Here is a 20,860-nt window from a genome sequence, read left to right as displayed (position 1 = left end):
CTCGCTAACTTGGAATGGTCGTTCCAAGATAGCCCCGCTGCCGGAGGTGGCGCAACGGTCGCGGTCAGGGTGTCCTGTGGCGCTGGTAGTAGCGGGCGACCCGGGCGCGGTTGCCGCACCGCGTCGGCGAGCACCACCGCCTGCGCGGGTGCGCGGGCAGGAAGACCATCACGCAGTCCTCGGCCTCGCACCGCCTGAGGGTGTCGACGGCGGGGTCGGTCAGCAGGTCGGCGGCGGCTTCGGCCAGGTGCGCGGCCAGGCGGACGCCGAGCCGGCCCGCCCGTCGGTGCGTCGCGGTGACGGCGGAACCGTCCCAGCCCAGTTCGCGCACGGCCGGTGCGGCGCGCATGGCCTCGGTCAGGCCGACCAGGGCGGTCCTCGGCGGCCGGGTGCCGCGCAGCAGCGCGTGGACGGCGGCGTCGACGTGCTCGCGCACCGCGTGCACGGGGGCGAGGTCGGCTGCCGTCGGGGTGGCCCGTCCCGCCCGCAGCGCGGGTTCGAGGGCCAGCCAGGCGGCCAGTCGGCGCGGGGTGTCCAGCAGGTCGGCGCGGCCGTCCCCGGTCACCGGGCGGGTGTTGACGAGGTCGAGGGCGAGGTGCTCGCCGGTGAGCGGGTCGATCACAACGCTAATGGTACTGCACGGAGTTGACCCATTAGTCCCACGCGGCTATACCTAACGGGACATCACGCCAAGGAGGCATGTGACATGATCGCCCGGGTCGCGCACCGGCACGTCGACGTCGACGGGGTGGAGGTCTTCTACCGGGAGTCGCTGCCGGACCGCGCCGACGCGCCGGTCCTGTTGCTGCTGCACGGTTTCCCGTCCGCGTCGCACCAGTTCCGCCGGCTCCTCGACGCGCTCGGCGCGCGGTACCGGCTCATCGCGCCCGACTACCCCGGCTTCGGGCACACGCGGGTCCCCGACGGCTTCACGTACACGTTCGACCACCTCGCCGAGGTGGTCGGGGGTTTCGTCGACCGGTTGGGCCTGCGCCGGTTCGCCCTGTACCTGTTCGACTTCGGCGCACCCGTCGGCTTCCGGGTGGCGGCGCGCCACCCGGAGCGGGTCGCCGGGCTGGTCGTGCAGAACGGCAACGCCTACGTCGAGGGGCTGTCGGCCGCGGCCCGGGAGTTCATCGCCCTCACCCCCGCGACGCCCGGCGGCGAGCGGACGATCCTGGACCTGTTCACGCTCGACGCGACCCGCGGCCAGTACGAGGGCGGCACCGCCGACCCCGGGCTGGTCGCGCCGGAGGGGTGGCTGCTGGACCAGCTCTTCCTGGACCGGCCGGGGCGCAAGGAGGCGCAGCTCGCGCTGGCCTACGACTACCACCGGAACGTCGCGGCCTACCCGGACTGGCAGGCGTGGCTGCGCCGCCACCGCCCGCCGACGTTGATCGCGTGGGGCGTCAACGACCCGTTCTTCACCGAGGCGGGCGCTCGGGCGTACCTGCGCGACGTGCCGGACGCGGCGCTGCACCTGTTCGACACGGGCCACTTCGCACTGGAGGACCACCTACCCGAGATCGCACCGCTGATCGCCGGCTTCCTGGAGGCCGTGGCCACCACCCGACCTGCCACCACGTCGTCCGCGTGACCCCCGGGCCGCCGGCTCGACGCCCCCGACGACCACGGCGTCCGCGTGGAGTCGTCGGGGGCGGGGTGATCGGTTACTGCTTGCTCACCCTGGTCGGCTTGACGACGTAGACGACCCGGTAGCGGGCGTCCCACGGCGGGCCGTCCATCCGCACCCCGTACCGCGCGGCCATCTCGATGAAGAACCGGCCCTGCGAGTCGTCCTCGATCCGCTCGACCACGCCGCGGACCTCCAGGTACCTGGTCGGCCGCTCCGGGTCGTTGATGGACAGCGCGACCTCCGGGTGGACGGCCACGTTCTTGTGCTTCTGGCGGAACGTCGTGCTCGTGAAGAGCACGTGCTCACCGTCCCAGGCGAACCACATCGGGTTGACCTGGGGCTTCCCGTCCGGCCGGATCGTGGCCAGATGCGTGTACAGCGGCCGTTCCAGGAGATCGCGGTGGCTGTCCGGGATGACGCTCATGTGTTCACCTTCTGGTCGGGACGGTTTCTCTGGGGGACGACGCACGGTCACGGTCGCGCGGGGAGCCGGGGCGTCCGCGCGGTGACCGGTCGGTGTTCGAGGAGGTCGCGCACGCGCAGCAGGCGCAGCGCGAGCTGGATCTCCAGTGCCTGGTCGGGTTTCTGCCACCCCGGCCCGAGCAGGTCCTTGACCCGGTCGAGCCTGCGGGTGACGGTGTTGGTGTGCACGTGCAGGCGGGCCGCGGCGTAGGTCGGGCTGCCACCCTCCTCGAAGTACGCCTGCAACGTGGGCAGCAGGTCGGCCGAGCGCTCCCGGTCGTAGTCGATCACCGGCCCGATGACCTGCTCGACGAACCCCGCCGCGTCGCGGTTGCGCGACATCAGAGCGCCGACGAAACCCAGGTCGCGCGCCGACGCGGCACCGCCCACGACACCGAGCGCGATCACGGTGTCGGCGCAGCGCACCGCTTCGCGGTACCCGTCGTGGACCTTGGCGGCGCCGGTGAGCGGGCCGGCCGCGCCGACCGAGACGGGCGCGCCCAGCGCGGACTCCAAGGCGGACGACACCTCGCGCGCCGCGCCGCTCGCGTCCGCGCCGGGCAGGAGCAGGACCAGGTTGCCGTCGCGGGAACCGCGCAGCCCGTTCACGCGCTGCACGTACGACCCCGCCCACGCCTGCGCCGGGCACAGCAGCTCGCCCTCCGGCTTCGCCACCAGCACCAGGTAGGGCTCCGCGAGGTCCAGCCCGATCCGGCTCGCCCGCTCGGCCAGCCGGTCCGGCGCGCGCCGCTCGTCGCCGAGCGCGTCGTCGAGCCACCGGTCCCGGGTCTCGCCCGTCGGACCGGCCGCGAGCGCGTCGCGCCGCAGGACCAGCACGATGGTGCGGGCGAGCAGGCGCAGCCGGCCGCGTTCCCGCTCGGTCATCCTCTCGGGCCCGCGCAGCACGAGGGTGCCGAGGTGTTCCTGTTGCCAGCACAGGGGAGCGACCCACACGCCGAGGTCCACCATGGCCGGTTCGCCCGTCCGCAGGCCCGGCACGGCGGCGAGCGCGGCGGGGTCGTCGACGTCGGCGGGCTCACCGGCGGCGGTGCGCAGTTCGCCGTCCGCGTGGTAGACCGCGATGTTCCCGCCCAGCCACTCCGCGCCGGCCGCGGCGGTGGCGTGCAGGTCGTCCTCGGAGAACAGGATGTCCAGCAACGCGGTCTGGAAGTCGTGGTGCTCGTGCGCGTCCTCGGCGGTGGCGGTGAGCTGGGACAGCCGCGCCTCCAGCTCCGCCGTCCGCGCCTGCGCGGCGAGGCGTGCCCGGGTGGTCTCCATGTAGAGGCCGGCGAGGATGCCCAGGGAGCCGATGAGGGAGCGTTCGTCGGCGGTGAAGTGGCGGACCTTGCGGCTGGCCACGTAGAGCACGCCGCGGTGGTGGTGCGAGCGGTCGCCCAGCGGCACCGCGATCACCGCGCGGAGGTCCTCGGCCCTGGCCATCTCCTCGAACGCCGGGCTGAGCGTGATCCGCTCGTCGGCGAGCAGGTTGTGGGTGGCGAACGGTGCGCCGTCGGGCTGGTCGACGGCGGCGACGCCGTCGACGGGCAGCCGCAGGCCCACGCTCAGGCTGGACGTGTGGCCGTCCGTGGCGTGCACCCTGCTGTAGCGCTGCTCCTCGTCGAGCAGCGCGATGTAGGCCATGTCCACGTGGAGCAGCTGACGGGCCCGCCGCGTGATGGCGTGCAGCAGCGCGGCCATCGAGTCGTGCGGTGACGCCAGCTCCCGGGCCGCGTCGACCAGGGCGGCGAGACCCGCCTCGCGGGTGCGCCCGCGCTGGATGTGGACGTGCACGCGCATGGCGCGCCACACCGCGGCCTTCACGTCGGGTGTCGACCCCGCGGTCCCGCCGAGCCTGCTGTCGTCGTCCAGCAGCGTCTCGAACGCGTCCGTGGGCGCGCCGCTGGCCAGCATGTCCAGCAGCTCGGCCACGAGGTCTCCGGCAGCCGCTTCCCGGGACGTGAACAAACCTGTCATCAAGACACCGCCCGCATCTGACCGTTGGTCCGGTACCACCTTGCGCACACCGTCGCGGTTGCCACCCGGCGAGCGGGCGGGGGAGTGCCCGCTCGCCGGGTGACCGGGGGAGAGCCGATCAGGCCGTGGTCTTCTTGCGCATCGCGTGGGCGAGCAGCGCCAGCACGGAGAAGATCAGCATCGTGGCCACACCGGGGTAGAGCTCGCCCAACTGCGTGGCGGGCACGATCACCGCGGTGACGACGGCGAGGCCGAACGCGCCGCCGATCTGCAGCGAGCTGTTGAGCAGGCCCGCGGCCAGGCCCTGGTCCTCGTCGCGGATGCCGGCGGTGCCCGCCACCATCAGCGAGGCGAGGGCGAGCGCGAAGCCGAGGCCCCAGATCAGCGCCACCGGCACCAGCACGCCCCACAGGTCCGGCTCCGGGCCGATGCGCAGGAACAGCAGGTAGCACGGGATGAACGAGATCAGGCCGACGAGCGCGACCCGGCTCACGCCGAACTTGTCGATGAGCCAGCCGAGCTTCGGACCGATGAGCAGCGTCAGCGCCGTGCCGGGCAGGATGACGAACGACATCTGCCACGGCTCCCAGCCGTTCATGTTCTGCAGGTAGAGGGCGAGCACGAACTGGAACCCGAGCGCGCCGCCGTAGAGCAGGAACATGCTGACGTTGGCCAGCACCAGGTTGCGGTTGCGCAGGATGCTCAACCGGATCAACGGCTCGCGCACCTTGCGCTCGATCACCACGAACGCGGCCAGCAGCAGCGCCGACAGGACGAACCCGCCGATCGTGCGCACCGAGGACCAGCCGACCTCAGGGGCTTCGACGACGGTGAAGACCAGCAGCAGCATGCCCAGGAGCAGGGTGAGCGCGCCGCCCACGTCCAGGCGCACCTTCTCGCTGCGCGCCGGGTCCCTCGGGACGAAGCGCATCGCGCCCACCATCAGCAGCAGGGCGACCACCGCGGGCAGGACGAACGTGGACCGCCAGTTCAGCGCGGCGAGGAAGCCGCCGATCAGCAGGCCCGAGGAGTAGCCGGAGGCCTCGAAGACGTTGAAGATGCCGAACGCCTTGTTGCGCTGCGGACCTTCCGGGAACGTCGTGGTCAGCAGCGACATCGCGGCGGGCGCGGTGAAGCCCGCGGCCACGCCCTTGACGAACCGCGTCAGGATGATCAGCAGGGGGTCGTCGGCGAACGCGCCGATCATCGACACGACGGCGAACACCGCCATGCCGATCACGAACACCCGCCTGCGGCCGAACAGGTCGGCGCACCGCCCGCCGAGCAGCAGGAAAGCGCCGAACGCCAGGATGTACGCGCCGGGCACCCATTGCGCGGTCGCCGCGGTCACGCCGAACGCCTGCTGGATCTCCGGGATGGCGACGGCGATCATCGAGTTCTCCAGCCCGTCGAGCGTGATCGCCCCGCTGAAGATGACCAGCAGAATCCACTGGCGCGCGTTCCACCGCACCCGTTCGGTCCCGGTGTCCGGAGCCGAGCCGGTGTCGTTGCCCCTTTGCTCCTCGTTGGGGCTCAAACTGGTCGACATGTTGTTGCCATCCTTCGGCGCGGGGCCGGAACGCGGCAGACATCGCGTCCCGACGCGATTTTTGACCCGATATGACTAGGCAAGAGCATTCGTTGCGCGGTGCGCCCGCGGACACGGCGGAGGACACGGGCGCGCGCCGTGCCGTAGCCTTGTCCCACGCACGCTACCGGCGTCCGCGATAGTGGCACACGCGGCTTGTTGCATGCGAGTTATGATGGCGTATGCAAGTACTTCGGCGCAAGGAGGGAGGTCGATGCCGTGAGGACGGGCGATGACGCCGAGTCCCGCGCGCAGGGCTGGCGCACCCTGGCCGCGCTGCACGCCTGCATCGACGACGTGCTGGAACCGGCCCTGCAGCGCGGGCACGGCCTGTCCGTGAGCGAGTACGGCGTGCTCGACGTGCTCTCGCGCCAGGATGTCGACGCAGGTCAGCGCCTCCGGATGGCCCAGCTCGCGCGCGCGATCGTGCTGAGCGGGTCGGCGACCACCCGGCTGGTGGACCGACTCGAACGACGCGGCCTGCTGCGCCGCAGGCTCAGCGACGAGGACCGGCGGGGCATCTACACCGTGGTGACCGAGCAGGGCCGGCAGCTCCTCGACCGCGCCCGCTCGACGCACGACGAGGCGTTGGCGCGCGCCCTCCGCGAAGCCTCGGAGCTGCCGGAGCTGGCCCCGTTGGTGCGCGCGCTCGCCGCCCTGGAGCCCGTTCTGCGTCCCTCCGAACCGACATGACAGATCATCGGCGGACTTTTTGAGGACGTCGTTCGGCCGTGGGTAACGTCGGTCGTGGCGAAGGGGTCGGCGACGTGCGGATTCGACCGGTCGAATAGCCGCACCGATTCCCGGGCCACGAACTGGGGCGCGATTCCGGCGTCGATCATCAGCGAGTCACACAGCTGTCCACGCCATCCCGAAGGAAGGAAAGCCATGTCGACCGACGTGTCACCCGAGGCAATGCTGGAAGCCGTGCGGGAGATGATCCCCACTCTCCGCCAGAACGGTGCCGAGGCCGACCGGAACCGGTGGATCCCGGACGAGAACATCGCCCTGCAGGAGAAGGCGGGCGTGTTCCGGATGGGCGTGCCCGCGCGGTTCGGGGGCCTGGCCTACTCCGCGGCCGACATGGCGAAGGTCATCTCCGAGATCAGCCGGGGCTGCGGCGCGACCGGCTGGGTCACGATGGTGTGGGTGCACACCGCGTGGACCGTGCGGCTCTTCCCGGACGCGGCGCAGGAGGACGTCTTCGCGGGCGGCTCGGTCCGCGTCTCCGGCACGATCCCGCCGACCGCCACCATCACCAAGACCGACGGCGGCTACGTCGTCAGCGGCAAGTGGAACTTCAACACCGGTGTCCGCGGCGCGGACTGGAACCTGGTCAACGCCCTGCTCGAAGAGCCCGACGGCACGTCGAGCACCATGATGATGCTCATCCCGGTCAGCGAGCTGACCATCCTGGACGACTGGGACGTGATGGGCGCGGCGGCGACCGGCAGCACGACCTCGGTCGCGGACAACGTCTTCGTGCCCGAGCACCGCGTGGTGAAGTACGCCGACGTGCTGGCGGGCACGGTCGAGGGCCGCAGCGACGACGGCTCCGACGGTCGCGCCTACGGCCTGATGAGCCTGGTGATGGCCATCATCTCCGGCATCTTCACCGGCATGGCGCGCGGTGCCTACGAGGAGTTCCTCAAGCGGCTGCCGGGCCGCGGCATCACCTACACGCCGTGGACCGAGCAGAGCGAGCACCCGCTGACCCAGATGCAGGTCGCCATCGCCAAGAACAAGATCGACGCGGCCGAGGCGTTCGCGTCGGTGTGGCACAAGGTGATCCAGGAGCGCGCGGACGCGCGGGAGGAACTGACCAACGAGGAGAAGGCGATCGTCCGCGGTCAGACGACTTACGCCGCCCAGTTGGCCAAAGAAGCGGTGGAGCTGCTGTTCAGCGCCGGTGGCGGCTCGGTGATCCGCAACGACGTGGCCCTCGGCCGGTTCCGCCGCGACATCGAGGCCCTGTCCCTGCACGCGCTGATCCAGTACAACGCCAACATGGAGCTCCAGGGCCGCGTGCTGCTCGGCATGGACCCCGGCACCCCCTACATCTGATCCCGCACCCGGACCAAGGAACCGGCGTCTCCCCAGGGCGCCGGTTCCTGCCTGTCGTCCGTTCGTCGTGCCGACAGCGGAGCACGGGCCGACGTGGTGACGTCGGCCCGTGCTCCGGCGCGTGTCACTGGGCGGGCGGCAGCTCGTCCGTGAGCGGGTAGTGGTAGTCCACAGTGGCCGGTTCGTCGGTCCAGCTCGGCCAGCCGCCGCGGTGGGCGGAGTCGGCCAGCGCGAGCACGGCGTGGGCCGCGGACGCCAGCGTGGTGTGCCGGTGCCAGCCCGCGAACGACCGGCCGGTGAAGTCGCGCAACCCGACCCGGTCCCCGAACCGGGCGAAGTCGTGGTCGACGCGGTCGATGAACCGGCTGGTGTGCAACAAGGTCGCGGCGTCCACGTCGGGCTGGTTGGACAGCCACAACTCGGCGGGCCACGACTGACCGGCCGAACCGACGCCCAGCAGCACGAGCTCACCGACCCGCGCCCGGCCCGCCGCACCGATCCGCGCGGTCTGACCGGGGGCTCCCGCCTGGCCGGCCTGTCCGACCCCGACACCGACCCGAACGGGGTCGCCCGCGCGGCCGCCCAGGCCCGGCACGCCGACGCGCACGGTCGCCGCCAGCAGTGGCCAGCGGCCCGCGACCGGCTTGTGGGTCTCCCGGGCCATGCCCATGATCTGCCGCGCCGGCAGCGGTTCCGCGCCGCGGCGGGCCACGGCCGGGTCGAGCACGGTGAAACCCTGCGTGCCGCTGATCCGCATCAGCAGCGGTGTGGTGGGGTGCAGGCGGGCGACGGCGGCGTGCACGTCCATCCCGCGCGCGTCCAGCACCAGCGGCCGGTCCGGGAAGTCCAGCCGGGCGTCCGTCCCCAGGAACGCCTCGATGGCGCACTCGCCCTCGGTCTCCGCGCGCACCCAGTCCGGGATCGCGGCGCGGCTGCGCCGACCCGCGTCCTGCACCCACGCCTGCGACAGGTGCAGCCGCCAGTCGACCGGCACGGTGACGTCGTCGGACGCCGCCCACACGCCCATGGCCTGCTGCGCGTTGAGGGTCTGGCCGAGCTCGGGGCAGAACCGCCGGGCCACGCCGACGGAGTGCTTGCCCGCCTTGGGGATCAGCATCGGCCGCACCACCCACGCGTCCGGCTCGGCGACCCGGCGCACGTGCTCGGCCAACGCCCTGCGCACCGGCCCCCAGCCCCACGTCGAGTCGCTGATGAAGTGGTGCAGGTACTGCTCGGTCCCCTGGCCGCCCACGGCCTGGGCGATGTTGCGGATCGACTTGCGGCCGCCGGCCCGGAGCAGGCCGTTCAGGTACTCGACGCCCTTGCGCCGCTGGTCCTCGCGCGCGAACGAGGAGAACAGGGCGGAACCGAGTTCGGCGACGACCAGATCACGCGAGAAGTCCGGGATGGTGCGCGCTGCTGAGTTCCTTCCGCCGGGCATGGAGCCTCTCTTCACGTCGTGTCGACAGGGCTGCCACCCAACGTGCTCGCCGGACGCGGACCTGCCTAGATCCGGGGAGCACCGTCCTGTGCGGCCCGGGGGTGGGCCGACTCCACTCGACCGCGCATAGCCGTCGATCCCCGCCGACCCGGCCAAATCGGGCGGTGTTCGGGCCACACGTCCATCCGGCCGGGGCCACTGCTCCAAGTGGCCGCTTCCGGGGTCGACGTCGCAGGTCACGGCACCTGGACGGGCGGGCGGCGCGGACTCTCCGGCCCGGAGGAGACCCGGGCGGACGACCTGGTGCGGCCCGCCCCGCCACACCCCGGCGGACATGACGGAGAAAGCGGGAACCTGACGAACTGCGTTCCCGATTCGTTGCCCCTTGTCCGGGTTCGGCTCCACGATCGCGGTGTCGACGAAGTGGTGTTCATCCGCGAACTTCAGCCGCACGACCGCACTCATCGCACACCCGTCTCCCGGTCGTGCCCGGTCCCTTCGTGATTGGAGTGTCAGTGGACAACGCCGTGCGCGAGAGCCCGCCGAGGATCGCGCTGCAGCAACCGGATTGGGACGACCACGACCTCGTGCGCCGGGTGCGGGCCACCTTGACCTCCCGGCCCGGACTGGTCACCGCCGACGAGGTCGGGCAGCTGCGCACCACGCTGGCCCTGGTGGCCGCGGGCGGCGCGCACGTCGTGCAGGCCGGCGACTGCGCCGAGGACTTCGCGGAGTGCGAAGCGGGTTACGTCGCCCGCAAGGCCGGCCTGCTCGACCTGCTGGCCGGGGTCATGAAGATGGCCACCCACCTGCCGGTGGTGCGGATCGGCCGGATCGCGGGCCAGTTCGCCAAGCCGCGGTCCAGCCCCACCGAGGTCGTCGGCAACGTGGAGCTGCCCTCGTTCCGCGGTCACATGGTCAACAGCCCCGAGCCCGACGTGGAGGGCAGGCGGCCGGACGCGAACCGGGTGCTGGCCGGGTACGACGCGGCCCGGACCGTCACGTCCCTGCTCGGTTGGGGCGACGGCGGCTCACGGCTCATCGACCCTCCGATGTGGACCAGCCACGAGGCGCTGCTGCTGGACTACGAGGTGCCGATGCTGCGCGACGACCACACCGGGCGGAGGTTCCTGGCCTCCACGCACCTGCCGTGGATCGGTGACCGCACCCGCCAGTTGGACGGCGCGCACGTCGAGCTCCTGGCCGGGGTGGTGAACCCGGTCGCCTGCAAGGTCGGGCCGACGATGGGCACCGACGAGCTGCTGGCGCTGGCGGGCCGGCTCGACCCGGGCCGCGAGCCCGGCCGGCTGACCCTGATCGCCCGGATGGGCGCGGACCTCGTCGCCGACCGGCTGCCCGCGCTGGTGGCCGCGGTGCGCGCGGCCGGGCACCCGGCGATCTGGCTGTGCGACCCGATGCACGGCAACACCGTGCGCACGCCGGACGGCCTCAAGACCCGGTACGTGGAGACCGTCGTCGTCGAGATCGAGCGGTTCCAGCACGTGCTGCGCGCCGAGGGCGGCGTCGCCGGCGGCCTGCACCTGGAGACCACGCCGGACGACGTCACCGAGTGCGCCTACGACGAGTCGGGCGCGGACCGCGTCGGTGACAAGTACACGAGCTACTGCGACCCCCGGCTCAACCCGGACCAGGCGGTCGCCGCCGTGGCGGCCTGGACCGCCTGACCGGGCGCGCGCCCGCCGTCCACGACCGACGCGGGCGGCGCCGCACTCGCCGTCCCATCCCCGACGGAGGACCACGATGACAGGCATCCCCCCGATCGAGCACTACCCGCTGCCCACGTCGGACGACCTGCCGGCCAACACCGCGACGTGGACCGCGGACCCGCGGCGGGCGGTCGTGCTGGTCCACGACATGCAGCGGTACTTCGTCCGGCCGTTCCCCGACGCGATGCGCGACCGGATCGTCGGCAACATCGCGGCGCTGCGGACGGCGTGCGCGGCCCGAGGCGCGCGGATCGCCTACACCGCGCAGCCGGGCGGCATGACGGAGCGGCAGCGCGGTCTGCTGCGGGACTTCTGGGGTCCGGGGATGCGGGTCGACCCGAGCGACCGCGAGGTGGTGGACGAGCTCGCGCCCGCCGACGGCGACTGGGTGCTCACCAAGTGGCGCTACAGCGCGTTCTTCCGCTCGGACCTGCTGGAGCGGATGCGCGCCGAGGACCGCGACCAGCTGATCGTGTGCGGGGTGTACGCGCACGTCGGCGTGCTGGTGACGGCGCTGGAGGCCTACACCAACGACATCCGCACGTTCGTCGTGGCCGACGCGATCGGTGACTTCACCGCCGACTACCACCGGCTGGCCGTGGACTACGCGGCGCAGCGGTGCGCGGTGGTCGCCACCACGGACGCGCTCCTGGCCCAGTTCGGGGCGGCCGACCGGGAGCGGGTGGCGCTGTGACCGGGGACCTGCTCGACCGCGTGCTGGCCGCGCCGGACCGGCCCTTCGCCCTGCTGCACCGCACCGAGTCCGGCCGCGGCCGGGTGGACGTGCTGGTCGGTGACGTCACGACGCCGGACGTGCTGGCGGACATCGCGCTGCCGACCGGCCCGGTCGCCGGGGCGCGCCACGACGTGCTGGCGGTGGTGCCGTTCCGGCAGATCCGCGAGCGCGGCTACGTGCACCGCGACGACGGCGAGCCGCTGCTCGCGCTGACCGTGGCCGACCAGGCCGTGCTGGCGCTGCCGGACGTGCTGCGCCGGCTGCCGGACGTGCCGCTGGAGCTGGCGCGCGGCCGGTTCGACACCGACGACGAGAGCTACGCCGAGATCGTCCGCCGGGTCCTGACCGACGAGATCGGCGAGGGCGAGGGCGCGAACTTCGTCATCCGGCGGGCGTACGTCGCCGACATCGTGGACCACTCGCCCCGGTCGGCCCTGTCGTTGTTCCGCCGGCTGCTCTTGGACGAGACGGGCGCCTACTGGACCTTCCTGGTGCACACGGGCGACCGCACGTTCGTCGGCGCGACCCCGGAGCGGCACATCAGCGTCACCGGCGGCACGGCGGTGATGAACCCGATCAGCGGCACGTACCGCTACCCGCCGACGGGTCCCGCGCTGCGCGGCGTGCTGGACTTCCTGGCCGACACCAAGGAGTCCGACGAGCTCTACATGGTGCTGGACGAGGAACTGAAGATGATGGGCCGCATCTGCCCCGACGGCGGCCGCGTCCACGGGCCGTACCTGCGGGAGATGGCCCGGCTCGCGCACACCGAGTACTTCATCGCGGGCCGCACCGACCGCGACCCGCGCGACGTCCTGCGCGAGACGATGTTCGCGCCCACGGTCACCGGCAGCCCGTTGGAGAGCGCCTGCAAGGTGATCAGCCGCCACGAGCCGGACGGCCGCGCGTACTACAGCGGTGTGGTGGCGCTCATCGGCCGCGAGGCCGACGGCAGCCGTTCGCTGGACTCGTCGATCCTCATCCGCACGGCCGCCATCGACGGCGGCGGCACGGTCCGCGTCGACGTCGGCGCGACGCTGGTCCGCCACTCCGACCCGTTGGCGGAGGTCGCCGAGACGCGGGCCAAGGCGGCGGGGTTGCTGGCCGCGCTGGGGTCGGACCCGAGCCCGCGGTCGGTCGACCCGGTCGGGTTCGCCGACCACCCCGAGGTCCGCGACGCGTTGCGCGCGCGCAACGTCGACATCGCGCGGTTCTGGTTGTCGGAGGACGGCGCGCGGGACGCGGCCGACCCGGCGCTGGCGGGGTTGCGGGTGCTGATCGTGGACGCGGAGGACACGTTCACCTCGATGCTGGCGCACCAGTTGCGCGCGTTGGGGCTGGAGGTGGTGATCCGCCGCTTCGACGAGCGCTACGACGTGCACGACGCCGACGTCGTCCTGATGGGGCCGGGCCCGGGCGACCCGCGCGAGCTCGGCCACCCGAAGATCGCGCACCTGTGGTCCACTGTGGAGCGGCTCCTGGCCGGCCGGGTGCCGTTCCTGGCGGTCTGCCTGAGCCACCAGGTGCTCAGCTCCCGGCTCGGGCTGCCGCTGATCCGCCGGGACGTGCCGAACCAGGGCGTGCAGCTCGGCATCGACCTGTTCGGCACGTCGCGGCGGGTGGGCTTCTACAACACGTTCGCGGCGAGCAGTGCCGACGAGGTGCTGGACCACCCGGACATCGGCGCGGTGGAGATCTGCCGCGACCCGGTCACGCACCAGGTGCACGCGTTGCGGGGTCCGCACTTCGCCTCGATCCAGTTCCACGCGGAGTCCGTGCTGACGCAGGACGGACCGGCCATCATCGGCTCCCTGCTGACCGGCCTGCTCCCGGTGCTGCACCGGCCGCGGCAGCGGGTCGGGGTGGAGGCGGTGACGGGTGGTGGCGACGTGCCCTGGCCGCACCGCAGGCGCTTGCCGCGGCCACCGGTGTAGCGGCGCCGCGGAGCGGGCGTGCACGGGTGTCAACCGCCGGTCCGGTCGGGGCGCGGGTGCGCTTCGACCGGACCTCGGACAGGAACCCGCCTCGGCAGCCGGTCCGGCCGGCGTGCGGAGTGCGGCGGGTGGTGGCGCGCACCAGCCACCCGCCGCACCCCGTGCGTCGGCCGGGATCAGGTGCCGACGGCCAGCGCCTCCGGTTGCGCGGTCAGCGTCTCGCGGACCCGCAGCAGGCGCAGCGCGAGCTGGATCTCCAACGCCTGCGCGGGTTTCTGCCAGTCCGGGCCGAGCAGCTCCTTGATCCGGTCGAGGCGGCGGGTGACCGTGTTCGTGTGCACGTGCAGGCGTTCGGCGGCGTAGGTGGGGCTGCCGCCCGCGTCGAAGTACGCCTGCAACGTGGGCACGAGGTCGGTGAACCGCTCCCGGTCGTAGCCCAGCACCGGGCCCAGCGCCGCCTCGATGAACCCCGCCACGTCGTGGTCGGCGGAGACCAGCGCGCCGACGAACCCCAGCTCGCGCGCGGAACCCGCGCCGCCCTCGACACCGAGCGCGGTCACCGCGTCGAGGCAGCGGATGGCCTCGCGGTAGCCGCGTTGGACGGATTCCGCGCCGGTGAGCGGGCCCGCCGCGCCCGTCGACACCGGTTTGCCCAGGTCCGCCGCCATCGCGGCGGCCACGTCCCGCGCCACGGGCCCCGCGTCGCTGCCCGGCAGCAGCAGGATCAGGTGCCCGTTGCGGCAGCTGCGCAGCCCGCCCTTGCGCCGCGCGTAGGCCGAACCCCACGCATTGGCGCGGCTCTGGATGCTGCCGTCCGGCCGGGCCACCACCATCAGGTACGGCCGCGACAGGTCGAGTCCGATCCGGCGGGCCCGCTCGGTGAGCAGCCGGGGCACCCGGCGCTCGTCGCTGAGCGCGTCGTCGAGCAGCCGGTCGCGCACCTCGCCGTCGTGGCCGGAGGTGAGCTTGTCGCGGCGGATGAACAGCGACGCCATCTGCGCGTAGAGCCGCAACCGCTTGCGCGCGGCGGGGGACAGGTCGCCGGGCGCGGACAGCACCAGCGCGCCGACGTAGTCCTTCGCCGCGCACAGCGGCGCCACCCAGCGCCCGCCGCCCGCCGCCGCCGGGTCCTGGGTCAGCATCTCCACGGCGGTGGCCAGCGCCGCCGCGTCGTCGCCGTCGTCCTGGCCGTCGCCCGCGGTGACCAGCACGTCCCCCACGGCGGTGTAGAGCGTCACCCGGCCGCCGAACGAGTCCGCGGCGGTCGCGACCAGCGTGCGCAGGTCGCCGTCGGAGACCAGCATGTCCACCAACGACGCCTGGAGGTCGCAGTCCTCGCGGAACCGCTCGGCGGTCCGGGACACCTGCGCCAGCCGGGCCTCCAGCTCGGCGGCGCGCGCGTCGGCGGCGAGGCGCAGGTGGGTGGTCTCCAGGTAGATGGCGGCGAGGATGCCGAGCGAGCCGACCAGCGACCGCTCGTCGGCGGTGAAGTGGTGCACCTTGCGGCTCGCCACGTACAGCCTGCCCCGCGGCACGCGGCCGGTGGAGTGGTCGCCGCAGCTCAGCGGCACCGCGATCATGGCGTGCAGGCCTTCGACCCGGACCATCTCCTCGAACGCCGGGTTGAGCGCGATCTGGTCGTCCGCCAGCAGGTCGTGCGTGGCGAACGGGGCCGTGGTGACCGGCCCGACCGTGGTGATGCCGTCGTCGGCGGGCAGGCGCAGGCCGACGCTCAGCCCGGACGTGTGGCCGTCCGCGGCACGCACCTGGACGCAGCCGTGCTCCTGGTCGACGATCGTGATGTAGGCCATGTCCATGCTCAGCAGGTGGCGGGCGCGCCGGGCGATGGCGTGCAGCAGGCCGCCGACCGAGTCGTAGGGCAGCGCCAGGTCGCGGGCGGCGTCCACCAGCGCGGTGAGACCCGCCTCCCGGACCCGCCCCCGTTGGATCTGCGTGTGCACCCGCATGGCCCGCCACACGGCGGCCTTCATGTCGGTGGTCGTGGCCCCCGTGACGCCGAACCTCCGCGCGTCGTCCAGGAAGTCCTCGAACGCGTCCGCCGGCGCCCCGCTGGCCAGCAAATCGAGTAACTCGTCTATGCCGCCGCTTACTGTCAGCTGCGGAGGCACAAAAGTCTCCACGGTCAGGATACCCCCATGTCGAGTCTACTGCCGTCACCCGATCGCACCACTGCATTCGTCGGGCAACCACGGTCCGTAGACGTTCTATCCGGTCACTCCTCAGCGTATCGAAATCGCCGTCCGGGAGGCTTCGGTCGACGTGCGCGCGAACTGCGGGAAAGGGGAACCCGACCTGTCCGCCATTAAATGCGAGGGAGTTCGCGGAATCGACCGATCGGGTGGTGCTCGGCTCGCGCGCACGCGAGGTGCCCTCGTGTGAGCAGCGCCAGGACCGCGCGTCGAACGTCCCGGTCGGCGGGACGTCGGCGGGCCGGGCGGCCCGCGCCGGGCACGCGTCCCGGCCGGGTCGAGGCGGCGGACCTGTGCGTGAAACCGAAGCCGCCCCCGATCGCGAGTCGCGGGGTGACCAGCGATGTCACCCTCGCGTAACCGCCGATCGTGTGCAGTGCGCAGTGCACGAGTTGCGACCACGACGATAGACCGGAGGGGTGGTCGCACATCCCGCACGCGCTTGCGGCGCGCTGATCCGCCGGTCCGGGGTCGGACCGCCGACGGTGTTTCCACCTCGTCGGGCATAAACGCGCGGTCGTGCGGAACCCGGGTTCCATTGTCGTGCTTTCCGGCGCGCCGAGTCGACGGCGGACGACCGCGCTTTCCCGCTTCCGCGCACCGGTCACCAATGGCGCGGGCAATTGCGGCGGGGTCGGTGGACGACCTGCGGCACGTGGCGAGACCGTCCCGCACCGACGCAAATCACGGATCGCCGACCGCGCCACCGATTCGACGGGAACGGCGGCGGTGCGGGTGAGCGCCATTTCCTCCGGCCACCGCGGACGGCGGCCCGCCCCCGAAGGGGTCGTCACCGGGTCGGTGTCGAGTCCGGCACGGACTTGCGATGTGCCGGTATCATGGTCACAAGCACTCTACCAGCCTGTGCAATAGTTGCACACGGCGTGCATAGGGTGTGGCACCGAGTCGCCGTGCGAGAGCAGTGGACGGCAGGAGGGATGTCACGGTGGACAGCGACGCCGTCGAGACCCGGGCGCAGGGGTGGCGAACCCTGGCCGCGCTGCACGCGCGCATCGAAGACGTGCTGGAGCGCGCGCTCCAGCAGGGACACGACCTGTCCGTGAGCGAGTACAGCCTCCTGGACGTGCTCTCCCGCCAGGCGTCACCGCGCCAGTTGCTGCGGATGAACCAGGTCGCCAAGGCCGTCGTGCTGAGCCAGTCCGCGACCACCCGGCTGGTGACCCGGCTGGAGCGGCGCGGGCTGCTCCAGCGGTCCCTGTGCGAGGACGACCGCCGCGGCATCTACACCGAGGTCACCGAGGCCGGCCGCGCCGCCCTCGACCGTGCGCGCTCGACGCACGACGGAGCGCTGGCGCAAGCGTTGAAGGAAGCCGCGGAGCTGCCCGAGCTGGCGCCGCTGGTCGACGCGCTCGCCGCCCTGCCGTACGCCGGCACGTCCCGCTGACGATCGTCCTCACGCAACCGCCGACGCGCGCCTGACGCGCGTCGGCGGTCCTGTTCCGCGCGCGTCCCCGATGACGACGCCGCGACTGCCTTCCCGCTCCCACAACGAAGTTCGGTCCCCGGTCGACATGACAGACTGTCGTCCGGCGTGTGGGAATTCCACTCCGCGCACGGCTAGCGTCGGTGTCGATCTGGAGAACAGCGCGACCCGCCGACGAACGCTCCGATGAGCACCAGGCCCTCGGTTTTCGAGCCTCGCAGTCGGCCAGTGATGCGATGTGGAGACCAGCATGCGGCTTACGCAAACGGTGGCAGCAGTGATGCGGCGCTACGCCGACCGTCCCGCCCTGGGGGAACGCGCGAAGGAGTTCACCCGGGACCCCGACACCGGCCGCACCTCGCTCCGGCTGCTGCCGTCGTACGAGACGACCACTTTCGACCAGTTGTGGCAGCGCGTCCGCGCGGTCACCACCGAGTGGCGCCACAACACCGCGCACGCCACCGAGCCCGGCGACCGCGTCGCCCTGCTGGGCTTCGCCAGCCGCGACTACACCACGGTCGACCTGGCGTGCATCTGCCTCGGCGCGATCACCATCCCGTTGCAGACCAGCGCGCCGATCGCGCAGTTGAAGGACATCCTGGCCGAGACCGAGCCGACCGTCGTGGCCGCCTCCGTCGAACGGGTGGACGCCGCCGTGGAGCTGGCGCTGGCCACTCCGTCCGTGCGCCGCCTGGTCGTCTTCGACTACCACGCGCGAGTGGACGACCAGCACGACCGGTTCACCGCCGCGCAGAAGCGCCTGGCGGACCGGGGCGTGTCCGTCGAGTCCTTGTCGGACGTTCTCGAGCAGGGGGCGCGGCTGCCGGAAGCGCCGCTGTTCACGCCGGAGGACGGCGACGACCCGATGACCATGCTCGTCTACACGTCGGGCAGCACCGGCACGCCGAAGGGCGCGATCTACACCGAACGCCTGGTGGCCGCGATGTTCGGCGGCGGCGGGTGGGCGGACCTGTTCTCCGAGCAGCAGGCCGTCACCTTCCACTACATGCCGATGAGCCACGTGGCCGGGCACTCGTCGGTGAAGAACACGTTGGCGCGCGGAGGGATCAGCTACTTCACCGCGAGCAGCGACCTGTCCACGTTCTTCGAGGACATCGCGCTCGCCCGGCCCACCGAGCTGTCCCTGGTGCCCCGGGTGTGCGAGATGCTGTTCCAGTTCCACCGCAGCGAGGTCGACCGCCGCGCCGTCGGCGACGTCGATCGCGCGGCGCTGGAGGCGGAGGTCAAGCGGCATATCCGGGAGCACGTCCTGGGGGGCCGGATCGGGTGGGCCAGTTGCGGTTCCGCGCCGCTGTCGGCCGAGCTGCGCGCGTTCGTCGAGTCCTTGTTGGACCTCGAGCTGCACATCCTGTACGGCACGACGGAAGTGGCCGGCGTCTCCGTGGACGGTGCGATGCTGCGCCCGCCGGTGGTCGACTACAAGATCGTGGACGTGCCGGAGCTGGGCTACTACCGGACCGACGTGCCGCACCCGCGCGGCGAGCTGCTGCTCAAGACCGACGCCGCGATCCCGGGCTACTACAAGCAACCCGAGCTGTCGGCGACCATCTTCGACGAGGACGGCTACTACAAGACCGGTGACATCGTCGCCGAGGTCGCGCCGGACAAGCTGGAGATCCTGGACCGCCGCAACAGCGTGCTGAAGCTGTCGCAGGGCGAGTTCGTGGCCACGCCGAGCCTGGAGGCGACGTTCGGCACGAGCCCGCTGGTCCGGCAGGTCTTCGTGTACGGCAACAGCGAGCGGTCCTACCTGCTGGCCGTGGTCGTGCCCACGCCCGCCGTGCTGGAGAAGTTCGCCGACCGGCCGGGCGAGATCAAGCAGCGGGTGACCGAGTCGATCCAGCAGATCGCCCGGGAAGCGGGTCTGAACTCCTACGAGATCCCGCGCGACTTCCTGATCGAGACCGAACCGTTCAGCCAGGCCAACGGCCTGCTGTCCGACCACCGCAAGCTGCTGCGCCCGCAACTGCTCGCGCGGTACCGCGACGAGCTGGAGGCGCTGTACGCCGAGATCGCCCGGCGCGAGTCCGACGAGCTGCTCGAAGTCCGCCGCACGGGCGCGGACCGGCCGGTGCTGGAGACCGTGCAGCGGGCCGCGCGGGCGCTGCTGGCCGGGTCCATGGCCGACGTCAGCCCCGCCGCGCACTTCCGCGACCTGGGCGGCGACTCGCTGTCCGCGGTGTCCTACGCCAACCTGCTGCACGACATCTTCGCCGTGCGCGTGCCGGTGGACGTGCTCATCAGCCCGGCGAACGACCTGCGGCAGGTGGCCGCCTACATCGAGGCGAAGCGGTCCGCCGGGCTGGACCGGCCGACGTTCGAGTCGGTGCACGGCGAGGCGTCCGCCGAGGTCCGCGCCGCCGACCTCACCCTGGACAAGTTCCTCGACGCGCGCACCCTCGCCGAGGCCGAAAACCTCCCGCGCGTGACCGGCGAGCCGCGCACCGTCCTGCTCACCGGCGCGAGCGGCTACCTCGGCCGGTTCGTCGCCCTCGAGTGGTTGCAGCGGCTGGCCCCCGCCGGCGGGAAGCTGGTCTGCCTGGTCCGCGGCAAGGACGACGAGGCCGCGGCGAAGCGGCTCGACGAGGCGTTCGCGGGCGGCGACTCGGACCTCGTCGCGACGGTGGCGGAGCTGGCCGGGCACCTGGAGGTGCTGGCGGGCGACATCGCCGAACCGCGGCTCGGCCTGGACGAGCCGACGTGGGACCGGCTGGCCGAGGAGGTCGACCTGATCGTCCACATCGGCGCGCTGGTGAACCACGTGCTGCCCTACCCGCACCTGTTCGACGCGAACGTGGTGGGCACCGCCGAGCTGGTCCGCCTCGGGCTCACCGCGCGGGTCAAGCCGTTCACCTACCTGTCCAGCGTCGCCGTCTCCACCTCACGGCAGCCCGCGCTGGACGAGGACGCCGACGTGCGCCAGGCGCTGGCCGCGCAGCCGGTGCACGAGGGTTACGCGGGCGGCTACGCCACCAGCAAGTGGGCGGGCGAGGTGCTGCTGCGGGAGGCGCACGACCTGTGCGCCATGCCGGTCACCGTGTTCCGCTCCAGCATGATCCTCGCGCACAGCCGGTACGGCGGGCAGCTGAACGTACCGGACGTGTTCACCCGCCTGCTGTTCAGCGTCATCGCGACCGGCATCGCGCCGCGGTCGTTCTACGCGGGCGACGCCTCGGCGGCGCACTACGACGGCCTGCCGGTCGACTTCACCGCCGCCGCCGTCGTGTCGCTGGGCGGGCAGGCCGCGGGCTACCGCACGTTCAGCCTGGTGAACCCGCACGACGACGGCGTCTCGCTCGACACGTTCGTGGAGTGGCTGAGCGCGGCGGGCCACCGCATCGAGCGGGTGGACGACTACGCCGACTGGCTCGCCCGGTTCGAGACGGCCATGCGCGCGCTGCCCGAGGCGCAGCGGCAGCACTCGGCGCTCCCGCTGCTGCACCGGTTCGAGCGGCCGGAGGAGGTCGTGCGCGGCTCCGAGATCCCGTCGCAGCGGTTCCGCGCCGCGGTCCGCGCCGCGGGCGTCGGCCCGACCGGCGACGTCCCGCACCTCTCGGAACCCTTCATCCGCAAGTACTCCGCCGACTTGAAGCACCTGCTGTCCATCTGAGCCCTGCCGCGGC

At 72.4% G+C, this 20,860-nt stretch carries 14 protein-coding genes; 8 read left to right on the top strand and 6 right to left on the bottom strand.

The annotated features are described in order from the left end of the window. Positions 1-64: 64 nt before the first annotated feature. On the bottom strand, positions 65-622 hold the full coding sequence (locus FHX81_RS10895) for a CGNR zinc finger domain-containing protein (RefSeq protein WP_211363460.1): 558 nt from the start codon (positions 620-622) through the stop codon (positions 65-67). A gap of 84 nt (positions 623-706) precedes the next feature. On the opposite strand from FHX81_RS10895, the gene FHX81_RS10890 reads away from it, so the two are divergent. After that, on the top strand, positions 707-1,597 hold the full coding sequence (locus FHX81_RS10890; protein ID WP_141977494.1) for an alpha/beta fold hydrolase: 891 nt from the start codon (positions 707-709) through the stop codon (positions 1,595-1,597). A gap of 73 nt (positions 1,598-1,670) precedes the next feature. On the opposite strand, the gene FHX81_RS10885 is transcribed toward FHX81_RS10890, so the two are convergent. From FHX81_RS10885 to FHX81_RS10875, 3 genes are all read right to left on the bottom strand, one after another. Beyond that, positions 1,671-2,060 (bottom strand): PPOX class F420-dependent oxidoreductase, encoded by a 390-nt coding sequence (locus FHX81_RS10885; protein ID WP_141977492.1) that lies wholly within the window; start codon positions 2,058-2,060, stop codon positions 1,671-1,673. Positions 2,061-2,107: 47 nt separating this feature from the next. Further along, positions 2,108-4,072: a helix-turn-helix domain-containing protein gene (locus FHX81_RS10880; protein ID WP_141977490.1), complete on the bottom strand. Its 1,965-nt coding sequence runs from the start codon at positions 4,070-4,072 to the stop codon at positions 2,108-2,110. A 118-nt stretch (positions 4,073-4,190) separates the two neighbouring features. Continuing rightward, entirely contained in the window at positions 4,191-5,621 is a 1,431-nt protein-coding gene (locus FHX81_RS10875; RefSeq protein ID WP_141977488.1) for an MFS transporter, read from the bottom strand. A gap of 258 nt (positions 5,622-5,879) precedes the next feature. On the opposite strand from FHX81_RS10875, the gene FHX81_RS10870 reads away from it, so the two are divergent. Together FHX81_RS10870 and FHX81_RS10865 are read left to right on the top strand one after the other, a co-directional pair. Next, positions 5,880-6,353 (top strand): MarR family winged helix-turn-helix transcriptional regulator, encoded by a 474-nt coding sequence (locus FHX81_RS10870; protein ID WP_141977486.1) that lies wholly within the window; start codon positions 5,880-5,882, stop codon positions 6,351-6,353. A gap of 195 nt (positions 6,354-6,548) precedes the next feature. Further along, complete coding sequence (locus tag FHX81_RS10865) at positions 6,549-7,724, top strand: acyl-CoA dehydrogenase family protein (RefSeq protein WP_141977484.1); 1,176 nt, start codon at positions 6,549-6,551, stop codon at positions 7,722-7,724. Between the two features lie 124 nt (positions 7,725-7,848). Here FHX81_RS10865 and FHX81_RS10860 read toward each other — a convergent pair whose 3' ends face one another. After that, on the bottom strand, positions 7,849-9,165 hold the full coding sequence (locus tag FHX81_RS10860; protein WP_211363459.1) for an IS701 family transposase: 1,317 nt from the start codon (positions 9,163-9,165) through the stop codon (positions 7,849-7,851). Between the two features lie 515 nt (positions 9,166-9,680). On the opposite strand from FHX81_RS10860, the gene FHX81_RS10855 reads away from it, so the two are divergent. The 3 genes from FHX81_RS10855 to FHX81_RS10845 all read left to right on the top strand — a co-directional run bounded on the left by FHX81_RS10855 (position 9,681) and on the right by FHX81_RS10845 (position 13,562). Beyond that, on the top strand, positions 9,681-10,850 hold the full coding sequence (locus FHX81_RS10855) for a 3-deoxy-7-phosphoheptulonate synthase (protein WP_141977482.1): 1,170 nt from the start codon (positions 9,681-9,683) through the stop codon (positions 10,848-10,850). A 76-nt stretch (positions 10,851-10,926) separates the two neighbouring features. Continuing rightward, positions 10,927-11,586: an isochorismatase family protein gene (locus FHX81_RS10850; protein WP_141977480.1), complete on the top strand. Its 660-nt coding sequence runs from the start codon at positions 10,927-10,929 to the stop codon at positions 11,584-11,586. Beyond that, on the top strand, positions 11,583-13,562 hold the full coding sequence (locus tag FHX81_RS10845; protein ID WP_141977478.1) for an anthranilate synthase family protein: 1,980 nt from the start codon (positions 11,583-11,585) through the stop codon (positions 13,560-13,562). Before FHX81_RS10850 ends, FHX81_RS10845 begins: the two co-directional genes overlap by 4 nt. A 176-nt stretch (positions 13,563-13,738) precedes the next feature. Here FHX81_RS10845 and FHX81_RS10840 read toward each other — a convergent pair whose 3' ends face one another. Then, positions 13,739-15,643, bottom strand: a complete 1,905-nt coding sequence (locus tag FHX81_RS10840) for a helix-turn-helix domain-containing protein (protein WP_141977477.1) — start codon at positions 15,641-15,643, stop codon at positions 13,739-13,741. A gap of 1,075 nt (positions 15,644-16,718) precedes the next feature. Here FHX81_RS10840 and FHX81_RS10835 point away from each other — a divergent pair. Further along, positions 16,719-17,177: a MarR family winged helix-turn-helix transcriptional regulator gene (locus tag FHX81_RS10835; protein WP_246107753.1), complete on the top strand. Its 459-nt coding sequence runs from the start codon at positions 16,719-16,721 to the stop codon at positions 17,175-17,177. Positions 17,178-17,466: 289 nt separating this feature from the next. Continuing rightward, the gene (gene car / locus FHX81_RS10830) at positions 17,467-20,847 is read left to right on the top strand and encodes a carboxylic acid reductase (RefSeq protein WP_211363458.1); all 3,381 of its coding nucleotides are present in this window, start codon (positions 17,467-17,469) and stop codon (positions 20,845-20,847) included. Positions 20,848-20,860 lie beyond the last annotated feature (13 nt).

Source organism: Saccharothrix saharensis, assembly GCF_006716745.1.
GTDB classification, from domain to species: Bacteria; Actinomycetota; Actinomycetes; order Mycobacteriales; family Pseudonocardiaceae; genus Actinosynnema; species Actinosynnema saharense.
This window is presented reverse-complemented; position numbering and strand designations above follow the sequence as displayed.